Here is a 634-nt window from a genome sequence, read left to right as displayed (position 1 = left end):
TATATCTTTATCATACAAACAGCGGTGTGCCTTGGCTTTCTAGGAGCCGGTTTTGTAAAAGTGCATCACACCCAAAGCACACTGTTTATCATTGGCATCGCCACCATGATCACAGGCATCTTAGGTTTTATCATAAACCGCACTATGCAAAAAAAGGAATATGATAATGGTTAACGAACTTTGCTATCTTTGCTCTCAAGCAAACCATACACCCCAAAAGGACATGACAATCACCCCTCGATAAAATCGTTGTATCTCCCATACAACCCCACACCAACCAATAAGACTTTGATGAACCACTCTTGAGTGTGGAAGAGCTAACAACCATTCCCAAAATTTAGTTTATAGCAAAATAGAAACCGGTTTAACATCATGCAACAAGATCCTATAGGCTTAAACTTTTACAATGGAACAGGCGGCTATGTGTGGCAACTGGCAGACTATATGCGACATGATTGTCATGAGAGCTCCCACACACTTGAATTGCAAAAACCAACGCCGCCCATAGCCATCAATTCTTTCGCTGTCTACCCACGTGAACTCAATCCTTTATCACGCGTTCAATGGGCAAAAGATGTACAAATAATAAAAAACAAACCAGCACTCATTGGCAAACGGCAAATACAACCCATCA

2 pseudogenes are annotated in these 634 nt (G+C 41.3%); both read left to right on the top strand.

The features are described 5' to 3' along the window. Nucleotides 1-174: pseudogene (locus ACFIL8_RS12155) on the top strand (MFS transporter); the annotation flags it as partial. A 198-nt stretch (nt 175-372) separates the two neighbouring features. Further along, nucleotides 373-634: pseudogene (locus ACFIL8_RS12150) on the top strand (hypothetical protein); the annotation flags it as partial.

The sequence above is a fragment of the Bartonella sp. AP57NXGY genome, from assembly GCF_042195805.1.
GTDB lineage: Bacteria > Pseudomonadota > Alphaproteobacteria > Rhizobiales > Rhizobiaceae > Bartonella.
The sequence above is the reverse complement of the archived record's forward strand: the minus strand, read 5'-3'. Positions and strand labels throughout refer to the sequence as shown.